Genomic DNA, 25,878 nt, shown 5'->3' on the forward strand with positions numbered 1-25,878 from the left:
TCGGCATTTTTGCAGTTCAGCGGACATGAAGGCGGCCTTCGTCTGATCCTGTGCTCCGTCACAGAGGCATAGGAACAGCGCGAAGGCCGTGGTCGTGAGTGGCCGGCCTCCCGGTCTCGACCACGATCCGCGGACGTCGCCGAGGAGCTCGGCATTAAGAAGTCGTTTCTCTTGGTGGGTGAGTGCCGGGCATTCTGGTCGTCGACAGGAGCTCATGCCCGAGAGGACGAGTGAGGCAGGTGTCTGGAGGCGTACGGACGGTCTTGACGGACCTGTGGCAGCGGCGTTGGCCCGACTGCCCGCCGGTTGGGTACAAGCTTCGCGACCCGTACCGGGATGTCTGGGTGCGCTTCCACAGCCTGCCGGAGTCGAAACGATACGCAGAGGACGAGAGCGAGTACGCCATCGTCTTGGGGCGGTACAACACGGTCCTCGATGAGTTGTTTGCCGGTGGGGACGTGTACGTGATCACACCGGTCTGGACGACCGAAGCCGAGGTTCCACCGTTCCAACCTGACGCTGGCTACTGGCAGAGCCTGTTGGTGGGGGACGACCCTGACCCGAAGTTCCGCACCTACTGCCATCTTTTCGCCGCGCGCCGACCCTGGCGACATGGCTGCCTCGACGAACTGCTCCGTAACATCGCCGACGACAAGGTGGCGGGCGTCTTCGTCACCGACACTCAGATGAGACGTATTCACTACCCCTACGACGGGGGCGCCGATGTCTTCCTCGCCACGCCTGAGGAACGGGATCGGACCCGCGACCGGCATGCCCACTGGCTTTCCGGCAGCCCGTCGGGTCTTTGACGGATCAGGATGGCCACCCTGCCCAAGTTCCCAGGCTCAGATGGTCAGCCGACGGAAGCAGATGCGCAGGGCCGCTATGCCAACGAAGGCAAGGAAATGCTCGGGCTTGCGTTCGTAGCGGCGGTGCAGGCGTCGGCAGCCGGCCAGCCAGGACACGGTTCGTTCGACGACCCATCGGTGGCGGCCGAGCCGGGTGGAGGACTCGACTCCCCTGCGGGCGATGCGGTGGCGTATGCCGCGTGAACGGAGCCATCGCCGCAGGTAGTCGTAGTCGTAGCCCTTGTCCGCATGCAGCTTCGCCGGCCGCCTGCGGCGCGGGCCGCGACGGGAACGGATGGGCGGGATCCCGCGGATGAGCGGTTCCAGTCCCTGGCTGTCGTGCACGTTGGCGCCGGAGATGCCCAGGGACAGCGGCAGGCCGTTCCGCTAGGTGACCAGATGGATTTTCGATCCCAACTTGCCTCGGTCGGTCGGATTCGGTCCCGTCAGAAGCCCCCTTTTGCCGCCCGGACGCTCACGGAGTCGATAGCGCACCGCGACCAGTCCAGCTCACCCCGCGCCCCGAGTTCATCCAGGACCACACGGTGGAGACGGGCCCAAACCCGGTCCGCGCTCCACTTGGCGAACCGCCGGTAGACCGTCTGCCAGGCCGGACCGAACACTGGCGGGAGCTGCCTCCAAGTGCAGCCCGAGGTGGCCACGAAGATGACCGCGGCCAGAACCTCACGGTCGCCAGCCCGACGGCGCCCTCCGCCCTGCGGACGCTTCACTTCCGTGGGCGGAACCACCCGCCGGAACAGCATCCACAACTCATCCGGCACCAGCCGCTCAACCAGATTCGCCATGCATAACTCAACGAACGATCAAGCCATAAGAAACGGCGTCTAAACGTCCAGCCCGCCAGTTCACAGACCCGCTCGGCCGCCGCGAACGCCTCGGCGTCGTCCAGCTCGATCCGGTTGTCCAGACGGACGTCGACCACCGTCCCGGTGCCGTCGGCAAGACGGAAGAAGAAGTCCGGAACGTGCCCCAGACGCCCCCGGCGCGTGGGCCAAAACAGGCGAAACGGCTGTGACACCAACCCCGTCACCTGCGGATTGAAGTCCATCAGCATTGCGTGATCACGCTCCAGCCGCGACTCACACGCGAGAGCCCTGCGCATGGTCGTCGACCAGTAATCCCGGGTCACCGACCGCTGCCCGCCGTACGTACGTACCTTCCGCACCGGCGGCAGCGTCTCGAACCTTTCCGTCCACACCGCCGACAGAGGCTCACGACGGCGAACGCGGTCCGCGTCGATGTACTCGACCTCGAAAACGCCGTGCCCTACATCGGCGAACGCCTCGACAGTCATCCGGCCCCCTCACCAGAGCGAACGCACAAGCCCTGATCACGAGAAAGCCATACAGCCCGCCAGCCAGCAACGAATCAGCGTCCAAACCGCCCCTGAGAGCGAAAACGAAGCGGGACGGACAGCAGTGAGCGACAAAGCACGGCGGGACGCCGAGCCCGGGTGCATGCGGCGGGCGGCAACATGCCCCGGGACGGACGGTGAACTGAACAACCTCACCTGGGACAGCGACAAGAAGACGAGGGACGGGACAGTCGCTGAGCAGGCAGGGAACCGACCCTGTGTACTCTCACGGACGCCCTCGGACCAAGATCGGACAACTCATAATGCGTAGGTCTCGGTTCGAATCCCGAAGGCGGTTCAGTCCGATCGTGTGATCGGTTACGCCGCCGATGGCGAGCGCCAGCGCCCGCCAGTCTTCTTTGAGGGCTCCAGCCCGGATCGTCGGTGGGCATCGCGCTGACGCCGGCCACCGGCAACGGTGAGTAGCGATCGGTGAACTACGATCAGGTGTCTCTCAGATCTGGTCTATTGCCCATTAGATCGTCGGCAGGAAGCGAAGTATCGTCACCGACACGCTCGGCCATTAGGGCCGGCCGCTGTTTCCCCATACCATCTGGCCGAAACGTCGGTGAGAGGTGAGGTCTTGTATGAGTCGCCGATTCCTTGGCATAGCTGAAGCGGCCGAGTACTTGGATATGTCTCAGCGCTGGATGTACCGCGAATCGCAGAGGTACGGCATCCCACGGTACTACTTCGGAGGGCTACTTAAATTCAAGGTCGAAGACCTTGATCAGTGGACGCGGCAACAAAAGGTTTCGTAAAGCAGGGGCCGGGTGGTAAACCCGGCCCCTGCTGGCTTCCCGTTAGAGTCCGGCCTCTAGCGCCTTGGCCGCACGCCCGATTGACGCTGGCATCAGGTGGCGGTAGATGCGGTACGTCAAGTTGATATTCGAATGCCCCATCCACTCGGCTACGTCGGTGATGGGAATTCCCTTGGACAGGCAGTTCGAGGCGAAGAAGTGGCGCAAGGTGTAGGGGTTCAGCTTCCGTGTGATGCCGGCCCGCTGCCTGGCCGCGCCCCATTGGTATTCGAGCGTCTTGTACGACCAGTAGGGGCTGCGCTGAGTACGCAGCAGGAAGCCGTTCTCGTCCGCGCCGGCCTCGTGCGCGTACCTGAGGAGGGACTCCCTGACCGTCGCGGGCATGGGAACCTCGCGGAATTCGCCAGGCTTGCGGTGCTTGAGCGGGGCGCGCTGACAGGTTTTGCCCTCGATCTGCTCCGTGATGCGGTACACGTCGTCGGCGACCATTCCTTCGAGGTTGGCCGCGAACGCCTCGCCGTTCCGGTGCCCGCACCCGGACATCAGGTCGATGATGACTATGAGAGCTTTGGACCCGACCTCTTTGAGGGCGTGGATCTCCTCCAGAGTGGGGATCGTGACTCGGTTGGGGATGTACTCAGGAGGGACAACGCCCTGGAAGGGGTCGTCGGTGATCCCACCCCTGCGATGGGCGTCCCGAAGGATCTTCTTGAGGGTGTCGAAAGTGTTCTGCTGGGTGGGTAGCCCGACCTTGCGCTCCTCCATCGACATGATGAAGTCATCGACGACAGTCGGCGAGAAGCTGTTGATCCGGCGGGACTCAAGGGCCGGGAGTATCTGGCGGTCGAGCAGTTGCTTGACCGTGCGTATCGTGCCAGGCGCGAAGTGGCGCTGACGCGGCAGCCAGGTGTCTGCGTACTCCCCGAAGCGCTGGTTGCCCAGCGTGCGCTTCATCTCGGCCTGCTGCGCAGAAGTGCTGCGTTTCTCCCTGTAGATCTTTGTGAGGCGGTCGAGCGCGTCGTCCTGCGTCGGATAGCCTGACTCTTCGCACTGTCGCCCAGCTCCGTTCCGGAACCGGATAACGTAGGGGTGTGCGCATCCGCCCTGCCGTTTGCAGCTGCAGGTCTTGAAGAAACTGCCCATCCCACGGATGAGTTTGGTCGCCACGTGCACCGCTCCTGACTCATGCTGGGAGTTTGCTGACCAGCGGTCCTACAGCATGGTCCTGACCTGCGGCCGCACCAAACTAGGGCACGTTGATCAGCATCCTCAACGGAATCTCCAGGCAGTTGGGAGGGTGCGGCGCCGAGCGGGGCTCACACCGCCCGGACCGGATCCGCCACCTCGTCGGTCTCCGGGGTGCACAACGCCGGGCGGCGGGGCCCCGGCAGAGCTGCCGCCGGGTCGCTGCCGACTCTACTGATGGGGTATCACGTTGTGTCGGAGACCGCCGAACCGATGCCCGGCCGGATGCGGGAGTCCGCTTGTTCGGCGGAGCCCGGAACCGCTACCGCTCCTCGATCTCGACGAGCGGCGCGTGCTGGTACCAGCTGCAGAAGACCGAGATCTCACGGTCGCCCCGGGTGAAGGTCACCCGGATCCACTGCTTGGTCTTCCACACCTGCATCTGCCAGCCGGACTCGGGAGTGGCCGAGACCAGCTCCGCCGAGGCCTGCTGGATGTCGAAGACCACCCGGCCGCCGTCGACGGTGTAGCCCTTCACGTTCACGGTCCCGCCGGTGGGCGTCCGCGTCGGGCTCGGTGGGGCGGCCGGTTCGGAGCTGTGCGGGGAGCCGGCCGAGGGCGTGGGTTCCTTGCGGTCCTTGCCGCCCCTGTCCTCGGCGGACGGGGACGCACTGGGCTTCGGGGACTTCTCGGGACGGTAGGTGAAGGAGGGCCGGGACCTGGCCCCTTCGCCCTCGGCCCGTGCCGCGTCCGCGATCGGGAGGGCACGGGGCGGGTCGTACGCGGTCCCCGCCATCACCGTGTGGACACCCCACCAGGACAGCGTGACCGCAGCTCCGGTGGAGAGCGCCCAAGCTATGCCGTGTACCAGTCCTCGTCGCATCGCGGACCATATTGCACCATGTGCGTCGCCGTCCCGCCCGAGGGGTGAGCAATTCGTTGAACAGCGTACGGTTTTGGCATGGCTGGTGTGCTCGTCGTCGAGGACGACCGTTTCGTACCCTCGGCCCTCATCAAGCACCTGACCGATGCCTCCCATGTCGTGCGGAGTGTCGGAACGGCCCTTGAGGCGCTGCGCGAGGTCTCCCCCGGATCCCGCAGCCGATGGACGCCGCACCCAGCGCCGGCCACCGCCGGCCGCCGCCGCGCACGGATGGCCGGCCGACAGCGGCCGGCCCCTCGCGTCAGACGCCCGCGGCCCGCGCCGCCTCGTACACCTCGGCGGCCACGTCGACCAGTTCCGAGGCGTCGCGCGTCGTGCCCTGCAGATCCAGCAGGATCTCCGCAACCCCCGTCCCGGCGTGCGCCACCAGGTCCTCGACGATCTGGGCCACGCTGCCGTGGAAGGGGGCGCGGCCCGCACCGGCGACCGGTTCGGCGGTGTAACGGGCATTGGCACGGGCGCAGACGCCGACCGGACGCTCCCGGCCCCGCTCGGCCGCAAGGTCCTGGACCCGCTTCCACTGTTCGGCCAGCTGCGCGGCGCCATTGGCCACCGGCATCCAGCCGTCCGCCCGGTCGACCAGGCGGCGGGTGGCCCGCGGGCTGTTCGCGGGCAGATAGACCGGGATCGGACGCACCGGTTTCGGGCCGACCTCGGACGGGGCGATGGTCGTCAGCTCACCCTCGTACGAGACCGGGTCCGGGCCCCAGACGGCCGCACACACGTCCAGCAGCTCGTCCAGCACCGCGCCGCGCTTCTCGAAGGGGGCGACCGAGGCGGCCGCGTACTCGTCCAGGGACCAGCCCGTGCCGATGCCCGCGACCACCCGGCCGCCGCTCGCCGCATCGAGCGAGGCGAGCGAGCGGGCCAGCTGGAACGGTACGTGCAGCGGCGCGACCAGGACGCTGGTGCCCAGCCGGGCCCGGCCCGTCACTCCGGCGGCCAGCGCGAGCGTGATCAGCGGGTCGGCGACACTGCGGTACTGCTCGGGCCAGGGCAGGCCCGGAACGCCGTACAACCCCTGCGTGGCGGGCTCGGGAAAGATGATCCGCTCGAAGACCCACAGGCTCTCGTAGCCGATCTCCTCCGCCGCGCGCGCCACGGTGGCCACATCGCGGCCGATGTCGTACTGCTTCATCTGCGGAAGACCGAGACCCAGCGAGACCGGCATGTGAGCACTCCTTCTGGCGAGCAGTGGGACAACCACCGTATGACACCCGCCCGTTGCCCGCGCAGCATCCGTCGAGAGCGCTCCCGGACGCCGTCGCGGCCCGTGCGACGGGTGCGTTGTGCAGACGGCCATCAGCGGGTACGCCGACGGGTGGCCACGGGGCCGGGGCCGGGGCGCGCGCACGATGCGTGGCCGTGGTGACACGCCCCGCCGCGTTCGCCGCCGGTGAAGGCAGGGCCCTGTCGAGGCCGGGGCGATCACGAGATATCTTGATGTCAAGCAATGTTGCAGACGTGGAGCGGAGCACAGGGTGACTGACTCGACCATCATCTATACACACACCGACGAGGCCCCGGCCCTGGCGACGTATTCGTTCTTGCCCGTGATCCAGGCGTACGCCTCGACGGCCGGGGTCAATGTCGAGAGCCGTGACATCTCGCTGGCCGGACGCATCATCGCCGGCTTCCCCGAGCGTCTCGAAGAGGGGCAGCGCATCGACGACGCGCTCGCCGAGCTCGGTGAGCTGGCCAAGCGCCCCGAGGCCAACATCATCAAGCTTCCGAACATCTCGGCCTCGATCCCGCAGCTCAAGGCGGCCATCGCCGAGCTTCAGGCGCAGGGCTACGCGCTTCCGGACTACCCGGACGACCCGCAGACCGACGAGGACAAGGACGTCCGCGCGCGCTACGACAAGGTCAAGGGCAGCGCGGTGAACCCCGTCCTGCGCGAGGGCAACTCCGACCGCCGCGCCCCCGCCTCGGTCAAGAACTACGCCAAGGCGCACCCGCACCGCATGGGCAAGTGGAGCGCCGACTCGAAGACGAACGTCGCCACCATGGGCGTCGACGACTTCCGTTCCACCGAGAAGTCCACGGTCGTCACCGAGGACGGTTCCCTGCGCATCGAGCTCGTGGGCGACGACGGCACCACCACCGTGCTGCGCGAGTCGGTACCGGTGCTCGCGGGCGAGGTCGTCGACGCGGCGGTCATGCGCGTCGCGGCCCTGCGCGAGTTCTTCACCGCCCAGGTCGCCCGCGCCAAGGCCGAGGGCGTGCTGTTCTCCGTCCACCTCAAGGCCACCATGATGAAGGTCTCCGACCCGATCATCTTCGGCCACGTGGTCCGCGCCTTCTTCCCGAACACCTTCGCCAAGTACGGCGAGGCGCTCGTGGCCGCCGGCCTGTCCCCGAACGACGGCCTCGGCGCCATCCTCAAGGGCCTGGACTCGGTGCCGCACATCGGCGCCGAGATCAAGGCGTCCTTCGAGGCCGAGCTGGCCGAGGGCCCCGCGCTGGCCATGGTCGACTCGGACAAGGGCATCACCAACCTGCACGTGCCGAGCGATGTCATCGTCGATGCCTCCATGCCGGCCATGATCCGCACCTCCGGCCACATGTGGGGCCCGGACGGCCAGGAGGCCGACACCCTCGCCGTCCTGCCCGACAGCAGCTACGCGGGCGTCTACCAGGTCGTCATCGACGACTGCCGCGCCAACGGAGCCTTCGACCCGTCGACCATGGGCTCGGTGCCGAACGTCGGCCTCATGGCGCAGAAGGCCGAGGAGTACGGCAGCCACGACAAGACCTTCGAGATCCCCGCCACCGGCACGGTGCGGGTCGTCGACGGCAACGGTGACGTCGTGCTGGAGCAGGCCGTCGGCGCCGGCGACATCTTCCGCATGTGCCAGGCCAAGGACCTGCCGATCCAGGACTGGGTCAAGCTCGCCGTCACCCGCGCCCGCGCCACCGGCGTCCCGGCCGTGTTCTGGCTGGACGAGAACCGCGCCCACGACGCGCAGCTGATCACCAAGGTCAAGAAGTACCTCGCCGACCACGACACGGACGGCCTGCAGATCGAGATCATGTCGCCGGTCGAGGCGACCACGTTCTCGCTGGAGCGCATCCGCCGCGGTGAGGACACCATCTCGGTCACCGGCAACGTGCTGCGCGACTACCTGACCGACCTGTTCCCGATCCTGGAGCTGGGCACGAGCGCGAAGATGCTCTCCGTCGTCCCGCTCATGAACGGCGGCGGTCTGTTCGAGACGGGTGCCGGCGGTTCCGCGCCCAAGCACGTCCAGCAGCTGGTCAAGGAGAACTACCTGCGCTGGGACAGCCTGGGCGAGTTCTTCGCGCTCGCGGCCAGCTTCGAGCACCTGGCGACGACCACGGGCAACGCACGCGCCCAGATCCTCGCCGACACCCTCGACCGCGCGACCGGCACCTTCCTCAACGAGGACAAGTCGCCGAGCCGCAAGCTGGGCGGCATCGACAACCGCGGCAGCCACTTCTACCTGGCGCTCTACTGGGCCCAGGAGCTGGCGCAGCAGACCGACGACGCGCAGCTCGCGCAGGCGTTCGCCGCACTCGCGAAGACGCTCGGCGAGCAGGAGCAGACCATCGTCGACGAGCTGATCGCGGTGCAGGGTTCGCCGGCCGAGATCGGTGGCTACTACCAGCCCGACCCGGCCAAGGCCTCCGCCGTCATGCGCCCGTCGGAGACCTTCGTCCAGGCGATCGCCTCCATCGGCTGACGAGACACCGCGGACAGGGGGCGCCGACCAGGCGCCCCCGCCCCACCTGCCCCGGCCGGCACCATGCCCGGCCGGGGCGGTCGGGTGTCCGGGAGCGGCACCGGAACCGGGCCGCCGGGGCGAGGAGTTTTCGCGTAATCGGCCCAGGAAAGCCCCTCCGGCGGTAGGTTCGAACGCCCGGACCAACCGTGCCCTGGAAGGGGAGAGGCCGTGCTGGCAGGCAGGAACGCCGTGGTCACCGGTGGATCACGGGGCATCGGCCGTGCGATCGTCGAGCGGCTGTGCCGCGACGGGGCACATGTGATCTTCAACTACGCCACCGACGACGACGCGGCAGCCGAGGTCGTCCGCACGGTGCGCAGCGGCGGCGGCGAGGTCCGGGCCGTCCGGCTGGACCTCGCGGACCCGGACGGACCGGAGCGCCTGATGGCGGCCGCCGAGGAAGAGTTCGACGGGCTGGACATCCTGGTGAACAACGCCGCCCTCTGCCCCGCCCCGTCCCTGCTCACGGACACCGATCCGGCGGTCTTCGACCAGGTCCTGGCGGTCAACACCCGAGCGGTCTTCATGACGGTCCGCCACGCGGCGCTCCGGATGCGCGACGGCGGCCGCATCGTCAACATCTCGACGGCCAACACCGTGCGGCCGGGCCCCGGCATCTCCGCCTACGCCGCGAGCAAGGGTGCCGTCGAGCAGCTCACCGCCGTCGCCGCCCATGAACTCGGGACCCGCGGGATCACGGTCAACACCGTCTCGCCCGGCGCCACCGACACCGAGCTGCTGCGCGGCAACAACCAGCCGCAGGCACTGGAGGCAGTCGCCGGGACGACCCCGCTGCGCCGCCTGGGGGAACCCGCGGACGTGGCCGATGTGGTGGCCTTCCTCGCCGGTCACGACGGCCGGTGGATCACGGGGCAGAACATCCGCGCGACGGGCGGGCTCGCCTGAGCGGCGCCGGGGGAGCCCGCCGCCGGTACCCGGCCCGGACATCCGCCGGATCGCCCGGCAACGGCGCCGCACCGCACCGGAGTTCGGCCGGCGGCGGCCCGGCCCGTGGCGGACCGGGGGCCCGAGACACGCCCTGCGCCCACGGACGCCCTGACGGGTGAATGTCGTACGGCGACGGGGCGGCGGGACGCGCACCGTGGCCCCGTGGCTGATTTGCTGCTCCTGGAATCTGGCGTGACGCGCGCGGGACCGGTCCGTAGGCCGTCCCGGTGGAGACGGCGCCCCTGCCGGGGTGCTCGGGCCACCCGCGAACGACAAGCTAAGGAGCGTCCCAGTGACGACGACGGGCACATCAGGGGCAGCCGAGGCGGAGGAGGCGTACGCGAACGAGCTTCCGGTCCGTGCCAAGGAACCGGGAAACGTCGTCATCAAGTGGCTGACCACCACCGACCACAAGACGATCGGCACGCTCTACCTCGTCACCTCGTTCGCCTTCTTCGTCGTCGGCGGTGTGCTGGCCCTGGTGATGCGCGCCGAGCTGGCGCGTCCGGGGATGCAGATCGTCTCGCCCGAGCAGTTCAACCAGGCGTTCACGATCCACGGCACGATCATGCTGCTGATGTTCGCGACCCCGCTGTTCGCCGGATTCACCAACTGGATCATGCCGCTGCAGATCGGCGCGCCCGACGTGGCGTTCCCGCGGCTGAACATGTTCGCCTACTGGCTCTACCTCTTCGGCTCGGTCATCGTCGTGGCAGGCTTCCTCACCCCGAACGGGGCGGCGGACTTCGGCTGGTTCGCCTACTCCCCGCTGACCGACGCGGTCCGCTCACCGGGCATCGGCAGCGACATGTGGATCATGGGCCTGGCCTTCTCCGGCTTCGGCACGATCCTCGGTTCGGTCAACTTCATCACCACGATCATCTGCATGCGCGCGCCCGGCATGACGATGTTCCGCATGCCGATCTTCGTCTGGAACGTCCTGCTGACCGCTGTTCTGGTCCTGCTGGCCTTCCCGGTCCTCGCGGCGGCCCTCCTGGTGCTGGAGGCGGACCGGAAGTTCGGTGCGCACGTCTTCGACCCGGCCAACGGCGGGGCCCTGCTCTGGCAGCACCTCTTCTGGTTCTTCGGCCACCCGGAGGTGTACATCATCGCCCTGCCGTTCTTCGGCATCGTCAGTGAGGTCATCCCGGTCTTCAGCCGGAAACCGATCTTCGGCTACATCGGCCTGATCAGCGCGACGATCGCCATCGCGGGCCTCTCCGCGACGGTGTGGGCGCACCACATGTTCGTGACGGGCGGCGTGCTGCTGCCGTTCTTCTCGTTCATGACCTTCCTCATCGCGGTACCGACCGGTGTGAAGTTCTTCAACTGGATCGGCACGATGTGGCGGGGGTCGCTGTCGTTCGAGACACCGATGCTCTGGTCGATCGGCTTCCTGGTGACCTTCCTCTTCGGTGGTCTGACCGGCGTGATCCTGGCCTCGCCCCCGATGGACTTCCACGTCTCGGACTCGTACTTCGTCGTCGCGCACTTCCACTACGTCGTCTTCGGCACCGTGGTCTTTGCGATGTTCTCCGGATTCCACTTCTGGTGGCCGAAGTTCACCGGCAAGATGCTGGACGAGCGGCTCGGCAAGATCACGTTCTGGACGCTGTTCGTGGGCTTCCACGGCACGTTCCTGGTGCAGCACTGGCTGGGCGCCGAGGGCATGCCGCGTCGTTACGCGGACTACCTCGCGGCCGACGGCTTCACCGCGCTGAACACGATCTCGACGATCTCCTCGTTCCTGCTCGGCCTGTCGATGCTGCCGTTCTTCTACAACGTGTGGAAGACCGCCAAGTACGGCAGGAACGTCGGGGTCGACGACCCGTGGGGCTACGGCCGCTCCCTGGAGTGGGCGACCTCCTGCCCGCCGCCGCGGCACAACTTCCTCACCCTGCCGCGGATCCGTTCCGAATCCCCGGCCTTCGACCTGCACCACCCCTCGGTCCGTGCGCTCGACGAGGCCCTCAACCGTTCGGACACCGGGACCTTCCCGGCCCCGGGGGACGAGCGGGCCTGAGCACGCCGGCCCGGGGAGAGGCGGCGCGAGCGGCCCACGGCAAGGACAGCGACAGCAGGCCGGCGCGTCGTCCGTTCCGCCGCCCTCAGCAGGCGAACTCGTCCACGGCTCGTGAAGATGAGTGGGAACGGGCGCGTGCGATGTGGCAGGCGAACGGATGAACGTACAGGCCCCTGAAGGGACGAACACCGTGGCACGACCCAGGATCCTCGTTGTCGGCGCCGGATTCGCCGGAGTGGAGTGCGTACGCCGTCTGGAGCGCGGACTCATCCCCGGCGAGGCGGATATCGCGCTCGTCGCCCCGTTCTCGTACCAGCTCTACCTCCCCCTGCTGCCACAGGTGGCGGCGGGCGTGCTCACCCCGCAGTCGGTCGCCGTCTCACTGCGCCGCAGCCGCAAGCACCGCACCCGGATCGTCCCGGGCGGGGCCATCGGAGTGGACCCGAAGGCGAAGATCTGCGTCATCCGCAAGATCACCGACGAGATCGTGTACGAGCCCTACGACTACATCGTGCTCAGCGCCGGCAGCGTCACCCGCACCTTCGACATCCCCGGCCTGCTGGACAACGCCCGGGGCATGAAGACACTGGCCGAGGCCGCCTACGTACGGGACCACGTGATCGCCCAGCTCGACCTCGCGGACGCCAGCCACGACGAGAACGAACGCGCCTCGCGCCTCCAGTTCGTGGTGGTCGGCGGCGGCTACGCGGGGACCGAGACGGCGGCCTGTCTGCAGCGACTGACCACCAGCGCCGTCCGGCAGTACCCGCGGCTCGACCCGAAGCTGATCAAGTGGCACCTCATCGACATCGCCCCGAAGCTGATGCCGGAACTGGGGGACAAGCTGGGCCGGAGCGCCCTGGAGGTGCTGCGCGCCCGCGGCATCGAGGTGTCGCTCGGCGTCTCGATCGCCGAGGCCGCCCCGGAGCAGGTCACCTTCACCGACGGCCGGGTGCTGCCCTGCCGGACCCTGATCTGGACGGCGGGCGTCGCCGCGAGCCCGCTGGTCAGGACCTTCGACGCGGAGACCGTACGCGGCCGGCTGGCTGTCACACCCGAGATGAGCCTGCCCGGCTTCGACGGCGTCTTCGCTCTCGGCGACTGCGCGGCCGTCCCCGACCTGCACAAGGGCGACGGAGCGGTCTGCCCGCCCACCGCGCAGCACGCCATGCGGCAGGGCCGCAGGCTCGCCGACAACCTCATCGCGACCCTGCGGAACCAGCCGCTGAAGCCGTACGTCCACAAGGACCTCGGCCTCGTCGTGGACCTCGGCGGCAAGGACGCGGTCTCCAAGCCGCTCGGGATCGAGCTGCACGGGATTCCCGCGCAGGCCGTCGCACGCGGCTACCACTGGTCGGCGCTGCGCACCAATGTCGCCAAGGCGCGGGTCGCGACCAACTGGATCCTCAACGCCGTCGCGGGCGACGACTTCGTACGCACCGGCTTCCTGTCCCGGCAGCCGGCCAAGCTGCGCGACTTCGAGCACACGGACTCCTACCTCACACCGGAACAGGTCCGCGAACACACCGCCGCGCTGCACACCGCCACCTGATCCCGCAGCCGACGGTCCCGGCCCCGCCCGCACGCGGGGGCGGGGCCGTCCGGCCGGATCAGTCGTTCTCCGCGTGCCCGGCCGTCAGCCCGGGATCCCGCTCGACCACCGGGTCCAGAATGTCGTCGATGCCCTTCAGCAGCTCCGCGTCCAGCGTCACGCCGGCCGCCGCGACGTTCTCCGTCACCTGCTCCGGCCGGGACGCCCCGATGATCGCGGCCGAGACGTTCGAGTTCTGGAGCACCCACGCGACCGCGAGCTGGGCCAGGCTGAGCCCGGCGCCGTCGGCGAGCGGCCGCAGACGCTGCACCCGCTCCAGTACGTCGTCGCGCAGCCAGCCCGCGACCATGTCCGCACCGCCCTTGTCGTCGGTCGCCCGTGAACCGGCCGGGAGCTGCGCACCGGGCTTGTACTTGCCGGTGAGCACGCCCTGAGCGATCGGGGACCAGACGATCTGGCCGATGCCCAGCTCCTCGGAGGCCGGCACCACGTCGCTCTCGATGACCCGCCACAGCGCCGAGTACTGCGGCTGGTTGGAGATCAGCGGCACCCGCAGCTCGCGGGCCAGCCCGTGCGCGGCGCGCAGCTGGTCGGCCGTCCACTCCGAGACGCCGATGTAGAGGGCCTTGCCGGAGCGGACGACGTCGGCGAACGCCTCCATGGTCTCCTCCAGCGGGGTCGAGTGGTCGTAGCGGTGCGCCTGGTACAGGTCCACGTACTCCGTCTGCAGGCGGCGCAGCGAGTTGTCGATGGACTCCATGATGTGCTTGCGGCCGAGCCCGCGGTCGTTGTGTCCGGGACCGGTCGGGAAGTAGACCTTGGTGAACACCTCCAGGCCCTCACGGCGTTCGTTCCTCAGCGCGCGGCCGAGGACCGCCTCGGCCCGGGTCCCGGCGTAGACGTCCGCGGTGTCGAAGGTGGTGATTCCGGCGTCCAGGGCGGCGCGGATGCAGGCGACCGCCGCGTCCTCCTCCACCTGGGAACCGTGGGTGAGCCAGTTCCCGTAGGCGATCTCACTGATGGTCAGGCCGCTGCGGCCGAGTCGGCGGAACTCCATGTGGCTGCTCTCCCTGTGCTCGTGAGGCGTGGATCACGTGATCGCCGGGCCATGCTATGCGCCCGGACGGGCTCAGGACTCCGGGACGGTGCCGTGGACGGCACGGAGGAACGAGGCGTTGTCCGGAGTGCGGCGGAGCCGGTCCAGCAGTGTTTCGAGCGCGGTCTGCGGATCCCTGGTGTGCAGTGCCCGCCGCAGCCCGCGGATCACCCGCAACTCGCCCTCCGGTACGAGGAGTTCCTCGCGCCGGGTGCCGGACGACGGGATGTTCACGGCCGGGTGGACACGGCGTTCCGCGAGTGCGCGGTCGAGCCGGAGCTCCATGTTGCCGGTGCTCTTCAGCTCCTCGAAGAAGTAGTCGTCGGCTCGGGAGCCCGTCTCCACCAGTGCGGTGGCCAGGATGGTGAGGGAGCCGCCCTCCTCGGCGAGCCGGGCGGCGCCGAAGAACTGCTTGGGGCCGAGCAGCGCGGCCGCGTCGACACCACCGCTGAGGGTGCGTCCGCCCGAGGCGCAGACGTTGTTGTGCGCGCGGCACAGGCGGGTGAGGGAGTCGAGCAGGATGACGACGTCCTGGCCCTGCTCGACCAGCCGCTTGGCGCGTTCGACCGCGAGTTCGGCGAGGGCGATGTGCTCCTCGGCGGGCCGGTCGAAGGTCGAGGCGAGCACCTCGCCCCGGACGGACCGGCGCATGTCGGTGACCTCTTCGGGGCGTTCGTCGACCAGCACCACCATCAGGTGGCACTCGGGGTGGTTGGCGGCGACGGCCGCGGCGATCTGCTGGAGCAGCACCGTCTTGCCGGTCCTGGGCGGTGCGACGACCAGCCCGCGCTGCCCCTTGCCGACCGGCGAGAGCAGGTCGACCAGACGCATCGCGGCACCGCCGGACGGTGTCTCCAGCCGGAGCCGCTGCCGGGGATGGAGCGGGGTGAGGTCGCCGAAGCGGGGCCGGCCCCGGAGCGCCTGCGGGGAGCGGCCGTTGACCCGTTCCACGGCGGACAGGGTGCGGGGCCGGTCGCAGAGCCCGGCGACGGCATCGCCCCGGCGCAGGCCGTGGCGGCGGATCAGGGCGGCGGGGACCACCACGTCGCCGGGAGAGGGGAGGCCGTCCCGTACGCGCAGTACGCCGTTGCCCTGGCGGGTGAGGTCGAGTACGCCGGCAGCCGCGGTGGTGTTCGTGGCCTCGGCGGCCAACTGACCTTGTTGAAGCGGGCGTTCGAGAGAGATGGTCATGGTGGGCGGGTCCTTTCGCGGACATGGCGAATGAGGGGGCCGGACGGCACGGGGCGGCGGAGAACACGCCCCGGCGACGGGCGGGAAAGTCCGGAGGGAGAATTTCCGGTCCGAACCGGATGAGGTGATACGAAGAGCCGGACCGCCGGTCGCACAGGGACGGGCGCGGCAGCCTCGGAGAGAGAGGTGGATCGGCACCGGCGCCTCGAAACGAGGCGAGCACTGGTACCACAAGCACGGTAGCACGGCCCGGCGGGAACGGGGCCGTACCGAGGGGCGGCAAGGCCCCGCAGGGGATGCGAAATCCGGTTGTCAGGGCTCTCGCGGAGTGATGTGGTTCTCCGGGCCACCGGCCCGCTTACCCGTTCTGACCTGCGCCCCGGCGCGGAGGAGTCACTTTGCCGATACGTATCACCGCGCTCGCCGACCCCGCTCCGCCCCCCGGGAGCAACCGGCCGGCCTGGCTCGCCTCCGACGCCGGGGGCAGCCCCCTCGGCTCGGCGTTCCTGCGCGTCTTCACCCGCGAGGGCCAGGACCACCTCGCCGAACTGGAGCTCCACGTCCACCCCGCGGAGCGCCGCAACGGCGTCGGCTCACTGCTCTTCGACGCCGCGGTCGCGGCCGCCCGCGAGGCGGACCGGCGCAGCGTCGTCGCGCAGGCCGAGGCCGGATCGGCGGGGGACCACTTCCTGCGGGCCAAGGGGCTGCGCAAGGTCCTGACCCTGACGTACGTCCGGCTCCCGCTGGTGAAGGCGGACACGCGGGCCCTGCACCGGACCGTCGGGCAGCCGCACCCGGGCTACCGGCTGATCTCCTGGGGCGGCACCGTCCCCGACGAGCTCGCGGAGACGTTCGCCGCCTCCCGCCGGGCGATGGACGACATGCCCATGGACGACACCGACTTCGGCACGGTCGTCTGGGACGTGGACCGGGTCCGGTCCGCGGCGGCGGCCGTCGCCGCACGCGGTGACCTGCTCCACACGGTCGTGGCGTTCGACGAGACCACCGCGACGATCGCGGGCTTCACGGAACTCGTCGTGCCGGGCGACGGAACGGGCGACGGGCAGCACTACGGCACCGGAGTCCTTCCCGAGCACCGGGGACACGGCCTCGGAGCATGGATGAAGGCGGCCTCCGTCCTCCACGCCCACGAGACCCACCCCGGCCTGGAAGCGCTGCTGACGGACACCGCCGACAGCAATACGCACATGCGGCACATCAACGACGCGCTCGGCTACGAGCCGACACACACCTCGGTCCAGTACCAGCTCGATCTGTAGGCGCTGCGAGCGTCCGGTGGTCCGGGAGTTCCGGACCACCGGACGGCGGCATCGTGCACCCGGGCCGTCAGACCGTCAGACCGCCGGGTCGCCGGAGGCCGGGACCGCCGCCGCGCTCCGGAACGCTGCCAGGATCTGCTCGGCCGCCAGCGTGGCCGTCAACTCGCCGTCCCGGACCCGCTGTTCCAGCCCCGGGGTGAGCGCACGCACCTCCGGATGGCCGCGCAGACTCTCCAGCAGTTCGTCCCGCACCATCGTCCACGTCCAGTCGACCTGCTGATCGCGCCGCTTCGCGGCGAGCCGCCCGGTCGACTCCAGCAGCGCGCGGTGCTGCTCAAGCCGTTCCCACAGGGTGTCGAGACCGGCCGACTCACGGGCGCTGCACGTGAGCACCGGCGGCGTCCACGCCGCGTCCACCGGGTGCATCAGCCGCAGCGCACCCGCCAGTTCGCGCGCCGCCGCGCGGGCGTCCCGCTCGTGCGGTCCGTCCGCCTTGTTGACCGCGATCGCGTCCGCCAGTTCCAGCACACCCTTCTTGATGCCCTGGAGCTGATCACCGGTCCGGGCGAGCGTCAGCAGCAGAAACGTGTCGACCATGTTGGCGACCGCCGTCTCCGACTGCCCGACACCGACCGTCTCCACCAGCACCACGTCGTAACCCGCGGCCTCCATCACCACGATGGACTCCCGGGTCGCCTTGGCCACCCCGCCGAGGGTGCCGGCGGTGGGGGACGGGCGTACGAACGCCGCCGGGTCCACCGCGAGCCGCTCCATCCTGGTCTTGTCGCCCAGGATCGAGCCGCCGGTGCGGCTGGAGGAGGGGTCGACGGCCAGCACCGCGACCCGGTGCCCGAGCCCGGTGAGCATCGTGCCCAGCGCGTCGATGAACGTGGACTTCCCGACCCCGGGCACACCGCTGATCCCGATCCGCCGCGCCGCGCCGGAGTGCGGCAGCAGCTCGCGCAGCAATTGCTGGGCCAGCACCCGGTGATCGGGGCGGGTGGACTCGACGAGAGTGATGGCGCGCGCGATGTGCGCCCGCTTCCCGTCGAGCACCCCCTTCACATAGCTGTCGATGTCGATCCTGGGAGCCATCGGATCAGCGGCTCACAGCTCGTGGCCGAGCGCGGCGCCGAGCCGCGTCACCAGGTCGTACGCGGCATCGGGGATCACCGTGCCGGGCGGGAACACGGCCGTCGCGCCCGCCTCGTGCAGCGCCTCGACGTCCTGCGGCGGAATCACCCCGCCCACCACGACCATGATGTCCTCGCGCCCCTCGGCGGCCAGCTCCTCGCGGAGCGCCGGCACCAGCGTGAGGTGCCCGGCGGCCAGCGAGGAGACGCCCACGATGTGCACGTCGGCCTCCACCGCCTGCCGTGCCACCTCGGCCGGCGTCTGGAACAGCGGGCCGACGTCCACGTCGAAGCCCAGGTCGGCGAAGGCGGTCGAGATCACCTTCTGGCCGCGGTCGTGGCCGTCCTGTCCCATCTTGGCGACCAGGATGCGCGGACGGCGCCCCTCGGCCTCCTCGAACCTGTCCACCAGCGCCCGGGTCCGGTCCACGGAAGGGGATTCACCTGCCTCGTTGCGGTACACACCGGAGATCGTACGGATCTGGCCCGCATGCCTCCCGTACACCTTCTCCAGAGCGTCCGAGATCTCGCCCACGGTCGCCATCGCACGCGCCGCGTCGACGGCCAGCGCCAGCAGATTGCCTTCGAGCCCCGGACCGGGGTCGCGCTCGGCCGCGGCCGTCAGAGCGCGCAGCGCCGCACGGCAGGCGGCCTCGTCACGCTCCTCGCGCAGCCGGCGCAGCTTCTCGATCTGCCGGGTGCGCACCGAGGAGTTGTCGACCTTCAGCACATCGATCTGCTCGTCGCTCTCCACCCGGTACTTGTTCACCCCGATCACCGGCTGACGCCCGGAGTCGATCCGCGCCTGGGTACGGGCCGCGGCCTCCTCCACCCGGAGCTTGGGGATGCCCGCGTCGATGGCCTGCGCCATGCCGCCCGCCGCCTCGACCTCCTCGATGTGCTGCCAGGCCCGGCGCGCCAGGTCGTACGTCAGCTTCTCCACGTACGCGCTGCCGCCCCACGGGTCGATCACCCGGCCGGTACCCGACTCCTGCTGGAGCAGCAGCTGGGTGTTCCGGGCGATCCGGGCGGAGAAGTCCGTCGGCAGGGCGAGCGCCTCGTCGAGCGCGTTGGTGTGCAGCGACTGGGTGTGCCCCTGGGTGGCCGCCATCGCCTCCACGCAGGTCCGGGTGACGTTGTTGAACACGTCCTGCGCGGTCAGCGACCACCCGGACGTCTGCGAATGGGTGCGCAGCGAGAGCGACTTGGCGTTCTTCGGCTCGAACTCCTTGACCAGCTTGGCCCAGAGCAGCCGGGCCGCCCGCAGCTTCGCGACCTCCATGAAGAAGTTCATGCCGATCGCCCAGAAGAACGACAGCCGGGGCGCGAACGCGTCCACGTCGAGACCGGCGCCCCGGCCGGCCCGCAGATACTCCACCCCGTCCGCGAGGGTGTACGCCAGCTCCAGATCGGCCGTCGCACCCGCCTCCTGGATGTGATACCCGGAGATGGAGATCGAGTTGTAGCGCGGCATCTTCTGCGAGGTGTACGCGAAGATGTCGGAGATGATCCGCATCGAGGGCTTCGGCGGATAGATGTAGGTGTTGCGGACCATGAACTCCTTCAGAATGTCGTTCTGAATGGTCCCGGCCAGCTTCTCGGGCCCGACGCCCTGTTCCTCCGCGGCCACGATGTACAGCGCGAGCACGGGCAGCACCGCGCCGTTCATCGTCATCGACACCGACATCCGGTCCAGCGGAATGCCGTCGAAGAGCTGCCGCATGTCGTAGATCGAGTCGATCGCCACACCCGCCATGCCGACATCGCCGGTCACCCGCGGATGGTCGCTGTCGTAACCCCGGTGGGTCGGCAGGTCGAAGGCGACCGAGAGCCCCTTCTGACCGGCGGCGAGGTTGCGGCGGTAGAAGGCGTTGGACTCCTCGGCGGTGGAGAACCCTGCGTACTGCCGGATCGTCCAGGGCTGATTGACGTACATCGTCGGGTACGGGCCCCGCAGGTACGGGGCGATGCCCGGATACGTACCGAGGAAGTCGAGCCCTTCGAGGTCGTGCCCGGTGTACAGCGGCTTGACCGCGATGCCTTCCGGGGTCTCCCACAGCAGATCGCCGTCGGAACTGCCAGAGGACTCCTTCACCGAGGCGCGCCACTGCTCCTCGGAGACCTCGGCGGCGCCGCCCGGACCGAGCTCGATGCCGGAGAAGTCGGGGATACGCATTACGCCACATCCATACGGTCGAGGAGGGAGGAGAGCACGGTCACCACATCGGAGCCCGCGAAAACGTACTCGTCGACACCGGCGTACTCGCCGGGCCGGCCGGCCAGGAACACCCGCTCGGCGCCCGCCGAACGCAGCGCCCCGGCGACCGCCTCGGCCTGCTCGGCGTAGAGCGCGTCGCTGGAACACAGGCACGCCACGGTGGCGCCGCTCGCCCCGAGCGCGCCGGCGGCCGTGGCGGCGTCGACGGAGACCGGGTCGTGGACCGGTTCGATGCCGCCCGCCTGGAAGAGATTGGCGGCGAACGAAGCCCGCGCGGTGTGCGCGGCGGCGGGGCCGAGCGCGGCGAGGAAGACCCTGGGCCGCTGCCCGGTCGCCGCGAGATGCGCGTCCGAACGGGCGCGCAGCGCCTCGAACGCCTCGTCACGGCGGACCCTGGGCAGACCGCCCGGTGCCGCGGCCGGTCCGCACGGGGCCGGCTCGCGCTCCACCGGCCGCTCCGCCAGCTGCGGGAACTCGCTCACCCCGGTGATCGGCTCCTTGCGACGGGCCAGGTCCTTGCTGCGTGCCGCCCAGGTGGCCGCGAGCCGCTCGCCGATCATGCCCGAGCCCAGCGCGGCGGCCTGACCGCCCGACCGCTCGATCTCCTGGAAGAAGGACCAGGCGGCGTCGGCGAGTTCGGTGGTGAGCCGCTCCACGTACCAGGAGCCGCCCGCCGGGTCGATCACCCGGGCCAGGTGCGACTCCTCCAGCAGGATCGTCGACGTGTTACGGGCGATGCGCCGGGCGAACGCGTCCGGCAGGCCCAGCGCGTGATCGAACGGCAGCACGGTGACGGAGTCGGCGCCGCCGACCCCCGCCCCCATGCAGGCCAGCGTCGTGCGCAGCATGTTCACCCACGGATCGCGCCGCGTCATCATCACCGAGGACGTCACCGCGTGCTGGCGCTGCGCCCCGGCTCCGGCGGCCCCGCACACCTCCGCCACCCGGGACCACAGCCGGCGCGCGGCCCGCAGCTTGGCGATGGTCAGGAACTGGTCGGCGGTCGCCGCGTACCGGAACTCCAGCTGCCCGCAGGCTTCTTCGACGGACAGCCCGGCCCCGGTCAGCTCCCGCAGCAGGGCGACACCGGTCGCCAGCGAGGCGCCCAGCTCCTCGGCGGCCGAACCGCCCGCCTCGTGGTACGGCAGGGCGTCGACGGCCAGCGCCCGCAGTCCGGGGAACTCGCGGGCACACCGCCGGGCCCAGGGGACGGCGGCCGACAGATCGGGCCCGGTGCCGCTGCGGGCGGCCTGCCCGAACGGGTCCGCACCGAGGTTGCCGCGCAGGCTCCGCGGGTCGATGCCCCGCTCGGCGCAGATCCGCAGCAGCTCCGTGGCCGCGGCATCGGTCTCCCCGCCCGCGTCGAGCACCACGGGAGCCAGATCGAGGTAGACGCCGTCCAGGGCCCCCGCCAGCGCGGACACCGGAACACCCGTGGCACCGCCCACGGTCAGCCACAGCGAGGTGACACCGTTCTCCAGATCGGCGAGCAGCGACTCGTTGAGGCGCGCGGGATCGGTGAGGCTGTGCCGCTGCCGTACGTCCCAGCCGCCCGCCACGTTGCCCTCGGCCTTGCTGCCGCGGGTGAAGGGGGCGAAGCCCGGGTATCCGGCATCGGGCGCGCTGTCGCGCGAGGTGTAGAGAGGGCGGGTGATGAGCCCGTCCTCGACCGTGGTGGACAGTGCTTCCTCGGCGGCCGGACCCGCAGCCTCCTTGCCCGACTTGCGCAGCACACCTTCGACGAGGTGTTGCCAGTGCTCATGGGCGGGGGCGGGGAACTCGGCGGCCAACGAAAGCCCGTCGGCTGGCAGGACCGTCATGCCCAGATGCTAGGTCAGGGCGCTTGAGCCGAGCATGGGTTCCGCTTGTGACCTTGCCCTCTCCGAGCGCACTTGATCCTTCACCCACCGTCGCGTAGCCGGCCCTCGCCGCCACCCGGCCCCGGTGCTTGGTGATTCCTCCAACGCCCCTGGCATTTGCTCCACAGATCACCCAGATGGATTGCAGCTGCGAGGACGATTCGAATATCTTGTCGCACATGCAGTCCTACACAATCGGCCAGGCGGCGCGTCTGCTGGGGGTCAGCCCCGACACGGCCCGCCGCTGGGCGGACGCCGGGAGGGTCGCCACCCACCGCGACGAGAGCGGCCGCAGGCTCATCGACGGCCGTGACCTGGCCGCCTTCTCCATCGAGGTCGGCCAGGGCGGGGGCGGCGAGGAGGACGCCTCGTACACCTCGGCCCGCAACGCCTTCCCGGGCATCGTCACCGCGGTGAAGCTCGGCGACGTCGCGGCCCAGGTCGAGATCCAGGCGGGCCCGCACCGGCTGGTGTCACTGCTCACCCGGGAGGCCGTCGAGGAACTGGGGCTGGAGGTCGGCATGCAGGCCACCGCTCGCGTGAAGTCCACCAGCGTGCACATCGACCGCGTCTGACGGCACGTCACCAGGGCACGCATCAACTTCAAGGAGTCACCGGACCATATGTCGACCACCCTCACCGGGCGGCGCGCCGCCGCCGCGGTCATCACCGCCGCACTGCTGTTCCCGCTCGCCGCGTGCGGCGGCAGCGACGACGGCAAGAAGGAGTCCGGCGGGAAGTCGGCGCCGTCCGGCACCCGGCTGACCGTGCTGGCCGCCGCCTCGCTCACCGATGTGTTCAAGACCGCGGGCGCCGCGTACGAGAAGGAGCACCCGGGCACGAAGGTGACGTTCTCCTTCGCCGGCTCCCAGGAACTCGCGGCCCAGGTGAAGCAGGGCGCGCCCGCCGACGCCCTCGTCACCGCCGACACCAAGACGATGGACGGGCTGAAGTCCGACACGGCGACGCCCGTCGTCATCGCCAAGAACCGCCTCGTCATCGCCACCCGCGAGGGCAACCCGGAGAAGATCCAGGGCCTGAAGGATCTGACCGACCCCGAGCTCAAGGTCGTCCTGGCCGCGCCCGAGGTGCCGGTCGGCCGCTACAGCAAGCAGGTCCTCGACGCCCAGAAGCTCACCGTCAAGCCGGTCTCCCAGGAGCCCAACGTGCGCGCGGTCCTCAGCAAGGTCGAACTGGGCGAGGCCGACGCGGGCATCGTCTACCGGACCGACGCCGCGACGGCCACCGACAAGGTCGACGCCGTCGACATCCCGGACGCGCAGAACGCCGTGGCCTCCTACCCGGCCGCCACCCTGCGGCAGTCCAAGAACACCGGGGCCGCCACGGCGTTCGTGAAATGGCTGAGTACGCCGCAGGCGCAGAAGATCCTGCAGTCGGCGGGCTTCCAGCAGCCCTAGTCGCTCCGTCCCGGGAGGTCCTGTCCGGCCGGACAGGACCTCCTGCCTCGCCGGACCTCCGGCCGGGGAACGCGAGCGAGCCTGCCCGAACCGACCGATTCCGGGAACCTCCGATGAGAGCCCTCCGCAGCCGGGTGCCCGGCGTGCGCACACCCGTCGCCCTGGCGATCCCCGCGCTGCTCGCCGTCGCGTTCCTGCTGATCCCGCTGATCGGCATTCTGGCCCGTACGTCCTGGGCCGACCTCGGCACCCATCTGACCAGCCCGGGAGTCACCCAGGCGCTCAGGCTCTCCCTGCTGGTCTCCTTCTGGGCGCTGGGCCTCTCCCTGCTGCTCGGAGTGCCGCTGGCCTGGCTGCTGGCCCGGACGGACTTTCCCGGCAAGGCGTTCGTACGCTCACTGGTCCTGCTCCCGATGGTGCTGCCGCCCACCGTCGGAGGGGTGGCGCTCCTCCTCGGCTTCGGCCGCCGGGGGCTGCTCGGCCCCTGGCTGGAGAACACCTTCGGGATCACGCTGCCCTTCCACACCTCGGGGGCGGTGGTCGCGGCGACCTTCGTCGCGATGCCGTTCCTCGTGATCAGCCTCGAAGGCGCACTGGCCGGACTGCGCCCCGCGTACGAGGAGACGGCGGCCTCCCTCGGAGCCTCACCGGTCCGGGTCTTCTTCACCGTCACCCTCCCGATGGTCGCCCCCGGGCTCGCCGCCGGGGCCGCCCTCACCTGGGCGCGCGCGCTCGGCGAATTCGGCGCCACCATCACCTTCGCCGGCAATCTGCCGGGCACCACCCAGACGCTTCCGCTCCAGGTCTACCTGCTCCTCCAGGACTCCCCGGAGGCCGCCACCTCCGTATCACTGCTGCTGCTCGCCATCGCCATGGCCGTACTGATCACACTGCGCGGTCGCTGGACCGGAACACCGCGCGACCGCGCACGCGGCGCGCAGCCCCCGGCGGACGACACGGCCGTTGCGGACACGGCATTGCGTACGGACCGGGAGACGCCCCCCGCCCCGCAGGAACGACGCGCGCTGCACGCCGAGGTCACCGGCTTCGACCGGCTGACCCTCGAAGCGGCGCCCGGCACCACGATCGCCGTCGTCGGCCCCAACGGCGCGGGCAAGACGACCCTGCTGCGGGCGCTCCTCGGCCTGACCTCGCGCGCCCGGGCCCGGCTGCGCCTCGGCGACACCGACGTCACCGAACTGCCCCCGCACCGGCGTCAGGTCGCCTGGGTGCCGCAGGACGGCGCGCTCTTCCCGCACCTGAGCGCGCTGACGAACACGGCGTACGGGCTCCGCGCCCACGGCGTCCCCCGCGCCGAGGCCCGGCGAGAGGCACAGCAGTGGCTCGACCGGCTGGGCGTCGGACACCTCGCCCACCGCAGGCCCGCCCAGCTCTCCGGCGGCCAGGCCCAGCGCGTGGCACTGGCCAGGGCGCTCGCCGCCCGCCCCTGGCTGCTGCTGCTCGACGAGCCGCTCGCCGCCCTCGACCAGACCACCCGCGCCCATGTCCGGCACACCCTGCGCACCCACCTCGCCGGGTTCGGCGGCGTCTGTCTGATCGTCACCCACGACCCCGTCGAAGCGGTCTCACTGGCCGACCGGGTGCTGGTGCTCGACGAGGGCCGCACCCTCCAGGACGCACCGCCGGCCGAGGTCACCCGGCATCCCCGCTCGCCGTGGGTCGCCCGGATGCTCGGCCGCAACGCCTGGCCCGGCACCGCCGCGCCCGACGGCACGCTGGCCCTCGCGGGCGGCGGCCGGCTGGTCGTCGCGGACACGCTCGCCGAGGGGACGGCGGCCCTGGCGATCATCGCGCCCGAAGCGGTCTCCGTGCACCACGACAGGCCCGGCGGCAGCCCCCGCAACATCTGGCCCGGAACGGTGCGCGAGCTCACCGCCGTCGGCAGCCGACTCCGGGTGGTGATCGCCTCCGCCGAGGCGCCGGACCTGGTTGCCGAGATCACCCCCGAGGCGGCGACCGAGCTGGGCCTCGTGGAGGGCGCCGCCGTATGGACGAGTGTCAAGGCGACCGAGGTCACCGTCGTCGTGCTCTGAACGCGCGGATTCCGTCCCCCGGCGAAGGCCGTGCCGCCCCGCTCCGTTCTCCGGCGGGAAACGAAACTCCGGTCCCGGAATTCAGGAGCGGGTATTCAAGGAACATGCCGCTATTGGTGTGGTGCGCCCCTGACCTGGGGTGAGAGCGGTTGCGATTTCACATTTCCGTTATCTCTGCACGTGCCCCCAAACGGCGTTCATCGGCGTTTTACTTTGTCGATCTCCCGGCTGCGTGCGACGTTTGATCC

General features: G+C 70.0%; 19 protein-coding genes and 1 pseudogene. 10 read left to right on the plus strand and 10 right to left on the minus strand.

Annotation, left to right across the window (positions count from 1 at the left end; translation table 11 throughout):
- Positions 1–344 precede the first annotated feature (344 nt).
- On the plus strand, positions 345–809 hold the full coding sequence (locus AADR41_RS04925; protein ID WP_342280129.1) for a DUF3885 domain-containing protein: 465 nt from the start codon (positions 345–347) through the stop codon (positions 807–809).
- 36 nt (positions 810–845) lie between these two features.
- Here AADR41_RS04925 and AADR41_RS04930 read toward each other — a convergent pair.
- Positions 846–1,654: pseudogene (locus AADR41_RS04930) on the minus strand (IS5 family transposase).
- Complete coding sequence (locus AADR41_RS04935) at positions 1,576–2,163, minus strand: TnsA-like heteromeric transposase endonuclease subunit (RefSeq protein WP_342280130.1); 588 nt, start codon at positions 2,161–2,163, stop codon at positions 1,576–1,578. Before AADR41_RS04935 ends, AADR41_RS04930 begins: the two are co-directional and overlap by 79 nt.
- Before the next feature lie 647 nt (positions 2,164–2,810).
- On the opposite strand from AADR41_RS04935, the gene AADR41_RS42790 reads away from it, so the two are divergent.
- Positions 2,811–2,984 (plus strand): helix-turn-helix domain-containing protein, encoded by a 174-nt coding sequence (locus tag AADR41_RS42790; protein ID WP_446750980.1) that lies wholly within the window; start codon positions 2,811–2,813, stop codon positions 2,982–2,984.
- Between the two features lie 42 nt (positions 2,985–3,026).
- On the opposite strand, the gene AADR41_RS04940 is transcribed toward AADR41_RS42790, so the two are convergent.
- The 3 genes from AADR41_RS04940 to AADR41_RS04950 all read right to left on the minus strand — a co-directional run bounded on the left by AADR41_RS04940 (position 3,027) and on the right by AADR41_RS04950 (position 6,283).
- Entirely contained in the window at positions 3,027–4,151 is a 1,125-nt protein-coding gene (locus AADR41_RS04940; protein WP_342280131.1) for a tyrosine-type recombinase/integrase, read from the minus strand.
- Positions 4,152–4,491: 340 nt separating this feature from the next.
- On the minus strand, positions 4,492–5,052 hold the full coding sequence (locus AADR41_RS04945; protein WP_342280132.1) for a hypothetical protein: 561 nt from the start codon (positions 5,050–5,052) through the stop codon (positions 4,492–4,494).
- 301 nt (positions 5,053–5,353) lie between these two features.
- Entirely contained in the window at positions 5,354–6,283 is a 930-nt protein-coding gene (locus AADR41_RS04950; protein ID WP_342280133.1) for an LLM class F420-dependent oxidoreductase, read from the minus strand.
- A gap of 310 nt (positions 6,284–6,593) precedes the next feature.
- Here AADR41_RS04950 and AADR41_RS04955 point away from each other — a divergent pair, with 310 nt between their 5' ends.
- The 4 genes from AADR41_RS04955 to AADR41_RS04970 all read left to right on the plus strand — a co-directional run bounded on the left by AADR41_RS04955 (position 6,594) and on the right by AADR41_RS04970 (position 13,381).
- Positions 6,594–8,816 (plus strand): NADP-dependent isocitrate dehydrogenase, encoded by a 2,223-nt coding sequence (locus tag AADR41_RS04955; RefSeq protein ID WP_342280134.1) that lies wholly within the window; start codon positions 6,594–6,596, stop codon positions 8,814–8,816.
- A gap of 210 nt (positions 8,817–9,026) precedes the next feature.
- Positions 9,027–9,764, plus strand: a complete 738-nt coding sequence (locus AADR41_RS04960; protein WP_342280135.1) for a glucose 1-dehydrogenase — start codon at positions 9,027–9,029, stop codon at positions 9,762–9,764.
- A 334-nt stretch (positions 9,765–10,098) separates the two neighbouring features.
- Entirely contained in the window at positions 10,099–11,829 is a 1,731-nt protein-coding gene (gene ctaD / locus AADR41_RS04965; protein ID WP_342280136.1) for an aa3-type cytochrome oxidase subunit I, read from the plus strand.
- A gap of 190 nt (positions 11,830–12,019) precedes the next feature.
- Positions 12,020–13,381: an NAD(P)/FAD-dependent oxidoreductase gene (locus AADR41_RS04970; protein WP_342280137.1), complete on the plus strand. Its 1,362-nt coding sequence runs from the start codon at positions 12,020–12,022 to the stop codon at positions 13,379–13,381.
- Between the two features lie 58 nt (positions 13,382–13,439).
- Here AADR41_RS04970 and AADR41_RS04975 read toward each other — a convergent pair whose 3' ends face one another.
- Both AADR41_RS04975 and rho read right to left on the minus strand, forming a co-directional pair.
- Positions 13,440–14,438, minus strand: coding sequence for an aldo/keto reductase family protein (locus AADR41_RS04975; protein ID WP_342280138.1), 999 nt, complete (start codon positions 14,436–14,438; stop codon positions 13,440–13,442).
- A 72-nt stretch (positions 14,439–14,510) separates the two neighbouring features.
- On the minus strand, positions 14,511–15,668 hold the full coding sequence (rho, locus tag AADR41_RS04980; protein WP_342280139.1) for a transcription termination factor Rho: 1,158 nt from the start codon (positions 15,666–15,668) through the stop codon (positions 14,511–14,513).
- A 398-nt stretch (positions 15,669–16,066) separates the two neighbouring features.
- On the opposite strand from rho, the gene AADR41_RS04985 reads away from it, so the two are divergent.
- Positions 16,067–16,948, plus strand: coding sequence for a GNAT family N-acetyltransferase (locus tag AADR41_RS04985; protein WP_342280140.1), 882 nt, complete (start codon positions 16,067–16,069; stop codon positions 16,946–16,948).
- A gap of 75 nt (positions 16,949–17,023) precedes the next feature.
- On the opposite strand, the gene meaB is transcribed toward AADR41_RS04985, so the two are convergent.
- The 3 genes from meaB to mutA are packed head-to-tail and all read right to left on the minus strand — an operon-like array spanning position 17,024 to position 22,119.
- Positions 17,024–18,043: a methylmalonyl Co-A mutase-associated GTPase MeaB gene (gene meaB, locus AADR41_RS04990; protein ID WP_342280141.1), complete on the minus strand. Its 1,020-nt coding sequence runs from the start codon at positions 18,041–18,043 to the stop codon at positions 17,024–17,026.
- 12 nt (positions 18,044–18,055) lie between these two features.
- Positions 18,056–20,257, minus strand: a complete 2,202-nt coding sequence (gene scpA / locus AADR41_RS04995; protein WP_342280142.1) for a methylmalonyl-CoA mutase — start codon at positions 20,255–20,257, stop codon at positions 18,056–18,058.
- On the minus strand, positions 20,257–22,119 hold the full coding sequence (gene mutA, locus AADR41_RS05000) for a methylmalonyl-CoA mutase small subunit (protein ID WP_342280144.1): 1,863 nt from the start codon (positions 22,117–22,119) through the stop codon (positions 20,257–20,259). The genes scpA and mutA overlap by 1 nt, the downstream gene beginning before the upstream one ends.
- Before the next feature lie 218 nt (positions 22,120–22,337).
- On the opposite strand from mutA, the gene AADR41_RS05005 reads away from it, so the two are divergent.
- The 3 genes from AADR41_RS05005 (at position 22,338) to AADR41_RS05015 (ending at position 25,630) form a co-directional block, all read left to right on the plus strand.
- Complete coding sequence (locus AADR41_RS05005; protein WP_266918360.1) at positions 22,338–22,733, plus strand: TOBE domain-containing protein; 396 nt, start codon at positions 22,338–22,340, stop codon at positions 22,731–22,733.
- Between the two features lie 48 nt (positions 22,734–22,781).
- The gene (gene modA, locus AADR41_RS05010; RefSeq protein WP_342280145.1) at positions 22,782–23,576 is read left to right on the plus strand and encodes a molybdate ABC transporter substrate-binding protein; all 795 of its coding nucleotides are present in this window, start codon (positions 22,782–22,784) and stop codon (positions 23,574–23,576) included.
- 113 nt (positions 23,577–23,689) lie between these two features.
- The gene (locus AADR41_RS05015) at positions 23,690–25,630 is read left to right on the plus strand and encodes an ABC transporter permease (RefSeq protein WP_342280146.1); all 1,941 of its coding nucleotides are present in this window, start codon (positions 23,690–23,692) and stop codon (positions 25,628–25,630) included.
- Positions 25,631–25,878: the final 248 nt, after the last annotated feature.

The organism is Streptomyces sp. CLV115, from assembly GCF_038448545.1.
Classification (GTDB): Bacteria; Actinomycetota; Actinomycetes; order Streptomycetales; family Streptomycetaceae; genus Streptomyces; species Streptomyces sanglieri.

Excerpts from the sequence above, each read along its gene's own strand:
- AADR41_RS04935 (WP_342280130.1), bottom strand. The coding sequence starts at position 2,163 with ATGACTGTCGAGGCGTTCGCCGATGTAGGGCACGGCGTTTTCGAGGTC.
- AADR41_RS42790 (WP_446750980.1), top strand. The coding sequence starts at position 2,811 with ATGAGTCGCCGATTCCTTGGCATAGCTGAAGCGGCCGAGTACTTGGAT.
- AADR41_RS04945 (WP_342280132.1), bottom strand. The coding sequence starts at position 5,052 with ATGCGACGAGGACTGGTACACGGCATAGCTTGGGCGCTCTCCACCGGA.
- AADR41_RS04950 (WP_342280133.1), bottom strand. The coding sequence starts at position 6,283 with ATGCCGGTCTCGCTGGGTCTCGGTCTTCCGCAGATGAAGCAGTACGAC.
- AADR41_RS04975 (WP_342280138.1), bottom strand. The coding sequence starts at position 14,438 with ATGGAGTTCCGCCGACTCGGCCGCAGCGGCCTGACCATCAGTGAGATC.
- rho (WP_342280139.1), bottom strand. The coding sequence starts at position 15,668 with ATGACCATCTCTCTCGAACGCCCGCTTCAACAAGGTCAGTTGGCCGCC.
- meaB (WP_342280141.1), bottom strand. The coding sequence starts at position 18,043 with ATGGCTCCCAGGATCGACATCGACAGCTATGTGAAGGGGGTGCTCGAC.
- scpA (WP_342280142.1), bottom strand. The coding sequence starts at position 20,257 with ATGCGTATCCCCGACTTCTCCGGCATCGAGCTCGGTCCGGGCGGCGCC.
- mutA (WP_342280144.1), bottom strand. The coding sequence starts at position 22,119 with ATGACGGTCCTGCCAGCCGACGGGCTTTCGTTGGCCGCCGAGTTCCCC.
- AADR41_RS05005 (WP_266918360.1), top strand. The coding sequence starts at position 22,338 with ATGCAGTCCTACACAATCGGCCAGGCGGCGCGTCTGCTGGGGGTCAGC.
- modA (WP_342280145.1), top strand. The coding sequence starts at position 22,782 with ATGTCGACCACCCTCACCGGGCGGCGCGCCGCCGCCGCGGTCATCACC.
- AADR41_RS05015 (WP_342280146.1), top strand. The coding sequence starts at position 23,690 with ATGAGAGCCCTCCGCAGCCGGGTGCCCGGCGTGCGCACACCCGTCGCC.